The 5,197-nt window shown below is 36.5% G+C and carries 7 protein-coding genes and 1 pseudogene; 2 read left to right on the forward strand and 6 right to left on the reverse strand.

What is annotated here, in order from left to right; translation table 11 throughout:
• Positions 1 to 111 precede the first annotated feature (111 nt).
• Genes asnS through coaD form a run of 4 tightly spaced genes read right to left on the reverse strand, consistent with a single transcriptional unit; the run spans position 112 to position 2,802 of the window.
• Complete coding sequence (gene asnS, locus U9Q18_06075) at positions 112 to 1,395, reverse strand: asparagine--tRNA ligase (GenBank protein ID MEA3313924.1); 1,284 nt, start codon at positions 1,393 to 1,395, stop codon at positions 112 to 114.
• Positions 1,396 to 1,453: 58 nt separating this feature from the next.
• Positions 1,454 to 1,861 (reverse strand): YceD family protein, encoded by a 408-nt coding sequence (locus U9Q18_06080; GenBank protein ID MEA3313925.1) that lies wholly within the window; start codon positions 1,859 to 1,861, stop codon positions 1,454 to 1,456.
• Positions 1,845 to 2,321: a hypothetical protein gene (locus U9Q18_06085; GenBank protein MEA3313926.1), complete on the reverse strand. Its 477-nt coding sequence runs from the start codon at positions 2,319 to 2,321 to the stop codon at positions 1,845 to 1,847. Before U9Q18_06085 ends, U9Q18_06080 begins: the two co-directional genes overlap by 17 nt.
• Positions 2,311 to 2,802, reverse strand: a complete 492-nt coding sequence (gene coaD / locus U9Q18_06090; protein ID MEA3313927.1) for a pantetheine-phosphate adenylyltransferase — start codon at positions 2,800 to 2,802, stop codon at positions 2,311 to 2,313. The genes U9Q18_06085 and coaD overlap by 11 nt, the downstream gene beginning before the upstream one ends.
• Before the next feature lie 63 nt (positions 2,803 to 2,865).
• Here coaD and U9Q18_06095 point away from each other — a divergent pair, with 63 nt between their 5' ends.
• Both U9Q18_06095 and rpe read left to right on the forward strand, forming a co-directional pair.
• Positions 2,866 to 3,546 (forward strand): PASTA domain-containing protein, encoded by a 681-nt coding sequence (locus U9Q18_06095; protein MEA3313928.1) that lies wholly within the window; start codon positions 2,866 to 2,868, stop codon positions 3,544 to 3,546.
• The gene (gene rpe, locus U9Q18_06100) at positions 3,543 to 4,199 is read left to right on the forward strand and encodes a ribulose-phosphate 3-epimerase (protein ID MEA3313929.1); all 657 of its coding nucleotides are present in this window, start codon (positions 3,543 to 3,545) and stop codon (positions 4,197 to 4,199) included. Before U9Q18_06095 ends, rpe begins: the two co-directional genes overlap by 4 nt.
• A gap of 33 nt (positions 4,200 to 4,232) precedes the next feature.
• Here rpe and trxA read toward each other — a convergent pair.
• Both trxA and U9Q18_06110 read right to left on the reverse strand, forming a co-directional pair.
• Positions 4,233 to 4,552 (reverse strand): annotated as a pseudogene (trxA, locus tag U9Q18_06105) (thioredoxin).
• A gap of 12 nt (positions 4,553 to 4,564) precedes the next feature.
• Positions 4,565 to 5,095, reverse strand: coding sequence for a TlpA disulfide reductase family protein (locus U9Q18_06110; protein ID MEA3313930.1), 531 nt, complete (start codon positions 5,093 to 5,095; stop codon positions 4,565 to 4,567).
• Between the last annotated feature and the right edge of the window lie 102 nt (positions 5,096 to 5,197).

A 5,197-nucleotide genomic window follows, 5' to 3' on the forward strand; every position in this document is an offset into this window, starting at 1 on the left:
CAATCTGAAATTTGAGATAAGCGTAAGAGCTTTTTTCTCCAAAGAGAAGGTACATCCGATGGATCTTCTCTTTTTTAATATCAGTTAAAGCTGCAATAGATTTCTGTTCAATCACGGATATATTTTACCAAGCAATCTTGGGAAAGGTATTGTTTCACGCACGTGTGGAAGTTTAGCAATCCAGGCAACAGTTCTCTCAATACCTATGCCAAATCCTCCATGCGGCACAGATCCATATTTTCGCAGATCGAGATACCACCTATAATCTTCATCTGAAAGGTTATCTTCTCGAATTTTTTCAAACATTAAGTCATAATTATCTATTCTCTGGCTACCACCAATAATTTCGCCATATCCCTCAGGGGCTAATAAATCAGCAGCAAGAACAGTATTTGGCTCCTCGGGATCGGGCTTCATATAAAAAGCCTTTGCGCCAGCAGGAAAATGATGCACAAATACAGGTTTATTAAATGTGTCTGCAAGTATTGTTTCTTCTTCTCCACCAAAGTCATCACCCCACTCAACTATCTTCCCATGCTTTTTCAAAATTTCAAGTGCCTCTTTATAATATATTTTTGGAAAGGGTGGCTCGATCTTCTCCAGTAAGGAAGTGTCTCTCTCTATAATATCGAGTTCATTTTTTCTATTTTTAAGCACATCTCTTATCACATATGCAATCATGTCTTCTTGAAGCCTCATATTCTCTTCAAATGTGATATAAGCAATCTCAGGCTCAAGCATCCAGAATTCCGTAAGATGTCTCCTAGTTTTAGATTTTTCGGCACGGAAAGTAGGCCCAAAGCAATACACCTTCCCTAGTGCCATCGCTGCTGCCTCCATATAAAGCTGGCCACTCTGCGAGAGAAAAGCTGGCTTACCAAAATAATCTGTTTGAAATAGCGTAGTAGAACCTTCACAAGCATTTGGCGTAAGAATAGGAGCATCCACAAGTGTAAAGTCTCTATTATCAAAAAAATCTCGAAACGCTTTTTCAATTTGGTGCCTGATCCTCAAAATTGCCCATTGTCTCTTTGACCTGAGCCACAGGTGTCGATGTTCCATTAAAAACCCTACACCGTGTTCTTTCGGTGTTATAGAATAATCTCTGGTAAGTTGTATTATTTCAATTTCTTTTAATGTCACCTCGCAGCCATTAGGAGATCTTTGATCTTCTCGAATCGTTCCTCTTGCAATGACAGAAGTTTCTTGAGTAAGTGCTTTTGCCATGGTAAATGTTTCGTCCTCAACTTCATTTTTTACCATCACACATTGTATAAACCCTGTTCCATCCCTCAATAAAATAAATAAAATTTTGCCGCTTGACCGCAAATTATACACCCAACCCTTGATGGTTACTTCTTTCCCTATGTAATCTTTAGCTTCATTTATATACATCATCTACCCAAATTATGGGAATCACCTCCTCATTTTTTAAGAAGAATATAAAAGATATTTAAGAATTATCAAGCGCCCTACACTTCTGGCAAAGAGGGTAGGGAAGAATCGCTTTTAGTAAAATGTCCTTGACAATTTTTACTGTATCAATGCAGTCGCCGTGATAAACAAATATATCTAGATTTTCTATAGATTTTTCCTCTGACATACTCACTTTATTCTTGTTTTTAGGTAAATATGTTTCTTCGAAACTTATATCAAATGCTTCTTTAAATTTTTTCAAACACTGTACACAAACTAATATTAGCTTTGCCGTAATACATCCATTGAAATGTGTCTTATCTGTAGTTGGATTACCAACCATCTGCCCTGTTAACAAAATGGGCAAAACAATTGTTCTATTGTTACCGAAGTCGATATCCAACAATTTCTCGTGGATTTCTACAATCTTATTCCGAATGCTCACTATCGGGACCTTCATGCTTCAATCCTTCCTTGCCCTCTTCTAGCACAGATTGTGCTTTTTGTAAAATAGTCTGAGTCTTTGCCAAAAGTTTAAAAACATAATCCTCGGCATCTTTCTGCATTTTTTCTGCCTCTGTTCGCGCTTCGTCCAGTATTTTTGCCTTCTCCTTTTTCGCTTCTTCCAGAACATCTGAATCTTGAACAATTTCATCGCGCCTCACCATTGCGCTTTCAAGGATTCTATCTCTCTCCTCATTTGCTTGGGTTAAAATTGCACTTTTCCGTTTGGAAACAAGATATGCTTCTTTTACTTCTTCCGGAAGTAATTCGCGAATGCGATCAATCTTAGAAATAAATAAATCTTTATCTACGGCGACCAAGTTGGAAAACGGTATTGTCTTTCCTGATTTTAACATCTGCTCTAACAGCTCAATCTCTTTAAATACAGAGTCATTTTCCATTGTTTACTAACCTCCTTTTAAGCCTTTTTTCTACACAAGGTGGAACAAATTTAGAAACATCACCGCCTAAAAGTGCAATTTCCCTCACCAGACTTGAACTTAAAAACACAAACTCACTGCTGCTCATTATTAACACAGTTTCTAAATCAGGATAGAGCTTTTTGTTTATAAGAGCCATTTGAAACTCGTACTCAAAATCAGACATAGTGCGTAACCCCCTCAGGACAACTTTAATATTATTTTCTTTTAAGCAAGACGTCAAGAGACCCTCAAGCGGCATTACAGAAACATTATTAAATTCTTTTGCAAGACACTGCGCCATTTCAATCCGTTCATTCAACGTAAACAATGGATGCTTTTCGTTGTTCTCTGCAACAAAAACAACAAGCTTATCAAATAAATCCGCTCCTCGCTTTATTATATCCAGGTGCCCGTTTGTGATCGGGTCAAATGTACCCGGATATGCTACAATCTTTTTCATATATTTAGTATATAATTTTATGTAGATGTTGCAAATCTTCTAAAAAAATAATAGAATATACGTATGAAAAAGATACTCATAGGAATATTAATAGCATCACTTATCTTAATAAATTTTGGTTGCAGCACCAATGCAGAAATTAAAATAGTTAAAGTCCCCAACATTATTGGCTTTAAATTGGATGATGCTGAAAAAGAGCTAGCAAATCACGGATTAATATTAGAAATAACTGATTCAGAATTCAATGACACAATACCACTAGACCATATTATTTCGCAAGCGCCAGAAAATGGCGAAGAAGTAAGAAGAGAAACAATAGTCAAAGCAGTAATAAGCAATGGTTCGCTAAACATCACAGTACCCGATCTTACCGGGAAAAACCTTGAGGAAGCAATATCCATACTGAAAAGTATAGGCTTAGCAATTGGTGAGATTACAGACAAAGAGGATAATTCCCCAGTAGGGACAATACTTTCGCAACACCCAGCTGCAGGGAGTATATTGCCGCCATATGGCAGCATAAAAATGGTTGCAAGCATTGGCACGTTTGTCATAGTCCCCAATGTTGTCGGAATGGATGTTGAAGATGCAACAAAACTCCTTCTTGATGAAGGTTTCCAAATTGAAATAATTGAAGAAACAGATATTGCAAAAGGAACAAAAGGAATGGTTCTTTACCAATATCCTATGCCAGGATTAAAGGTTAGCCGTGGCACGGAAATAAGGCTAAAAATATCAAAATGAAATTCACCGTCGCGCCTTCGATTTTGGCAGCTGATTTCGCGTGCCTTACAAAAGAGATAGAAAAAATTTATAAAATACCAGACAGCCAGGTGCATTTAGATGTTATGGATGGACATTTTGTGCCAAACATTTCAATCGGCCCCGGTGTCGTAAAAAAGTTGCGAAAAACCACTAACCTTCCATTTGATGTACACCTTATGATTGATAATCCTGAAAATTTTTTCTCCCAGTTCAAAGATGCCGGTGCAAATTATATCACATTCCATATAGAGCAAACCCGCGACCCCATGGCATTAATTAATAAAATAAAAGAACTTGGCATAAAACCAGGAATATCCATTAAACCATCAACAAATCTCGATAAAATAGAACACTTGCTCTCGCAAATAGATGTGCTTCTAATAATGAGTGTTGAACCTGGATTCTCGGGTCAAAAATTTATAAATTCCTCGCTAACAAAAATAGAAAAAGCTCGAAAAACAAAAGAATCAAAAAAATTAAACTTTCAAATCTCAGTCGATGGCGGAATAAATGACGAAACAGCAGAAACAGTAATAAAAGCAGGAGCAGACATACTTGTAATGGGTAATTATTTTTTTGAAAATCCTTTTGAATTAGTAAAATCAGCAATTGAAAAACTCAGAGAAAAATAAAAGGCTGCTACAAGCATAGCAGCCTTAATGCGACTAATTACTAGAAATATATTTCTCTATCTTTGTTAGAATGGTTCTTTTTGGTACAGCTCCAATTATTTTATCAACAACTGCTCCATCAACAAAAATGGCAAGTGTAGGAATGCTCATAATTTCGTATTGTATAGCAAGATTTTGATTTTCATCGACATTAACTTTAACAACTTTGAGCTTTCCTTCATTTTCTTTCGCAATTTCCATTACTACCGGTGTAATCATTTTGCATGGTGCACACCAATCTGCCCAAAATCTATAAGAACCGGTATTTTGGAATCAAGTATTTCCTGTTTAAAATCAATCTCATTAACTTCCATACAAATATCCTCCTATTCCTCTAAAAGTTTGTCAATTTCACTTACGATAAGTTCTTCCAAATTGGGAATATTGCCAATTTTCATAGAAGCAATTTTTCCGTCCTTATCTACAAGAAAAAATCTCGGAATGCTCGTCACGCCATATAATGACACAACATTGCCCTTAGCATCACTGACAACGAAATACGTCATCTCGTTTTCTTTTATGAATTCCGCCACTTCCTGCCTCTTAGATGCTGCATCCATATTAATTCCAATTACCACAACACCCTTATCCTTGTACTTATTATGTATTGCTTCAACATGTGGAATTGTCAAACGACATGGGCCACATCCGATTGACCAAAAATCGAGAAAAACAACTTTCCCTTTAAGGTCCGAAAGATGCACAATTTCTCCATCTAAGGTCTGCCAGGAAAAATCCGGAGCTACTTCTCTTCCCTGAGTAACACCTTCTTGAGACCCATTTCCACCAGTACAACCGGTAAAGATAGGAACAATAAACAAAAGCGCAATAACTGCAAATAAAATTCTTCTCCTCATAATATCTCCTCACTAAATTATAGAACGATTATAACAAAAAAAGCAGAGTTGTCAAGTAATAATATTTACTTAAATTTTCTGCCAGGATCTTTTGTAATATCT

The sequence above is a fragment of the Caldisericota bacterium genome (assembly GCA_034717215.1).
Taxonomy (GTDB): domain Bacteria; phylum Caldisericota; class Caldisericia; order Caldisericales; family Caldisericaceae; genus UBA646.

Coding starts and splice junctions, on each gene's coding strand:
- asnS (MEA3313924.1), bottom strand. CDS start 1,395: ATGTATATAAATGAAGCTAAAGATTACATAGGGAAAGAAGTAACCATC.
- U9Q18_06085 (MEA3313926.1), bottom strand. CDS start 2,321: ATGGAAAATGACTCTGTATTTAAAGAGATTGAGCTGTTAGAGCAGATG.
- coaD (MEA3313927.1), bottom strand. CDS start 2,802: ATGAAAAAGATTGTAGCATATCCGGGTACATTTGACCCGATCACAAAC.
- U9Q18_06095 (MEA3313928.1), top strand. CDS start 2,866: ATGAAAAAGATACTCATAGGAATATTAATAGCATCACTTATCTTAATA.
- rpe (MEA3313929.1), top strand. CDS start 3,543: ATGAAATTCACCGTCGCGCCTTCGATTTTGGCAGCTGATTTCGCGTGC.
- U9Q18_06110 (MEA3313930.1), bottom strand. CDS start 5,095: ATGAGGAGAAGAATTTTATTTGCAGTTATTGCGCTTTTGTTTATTGTT.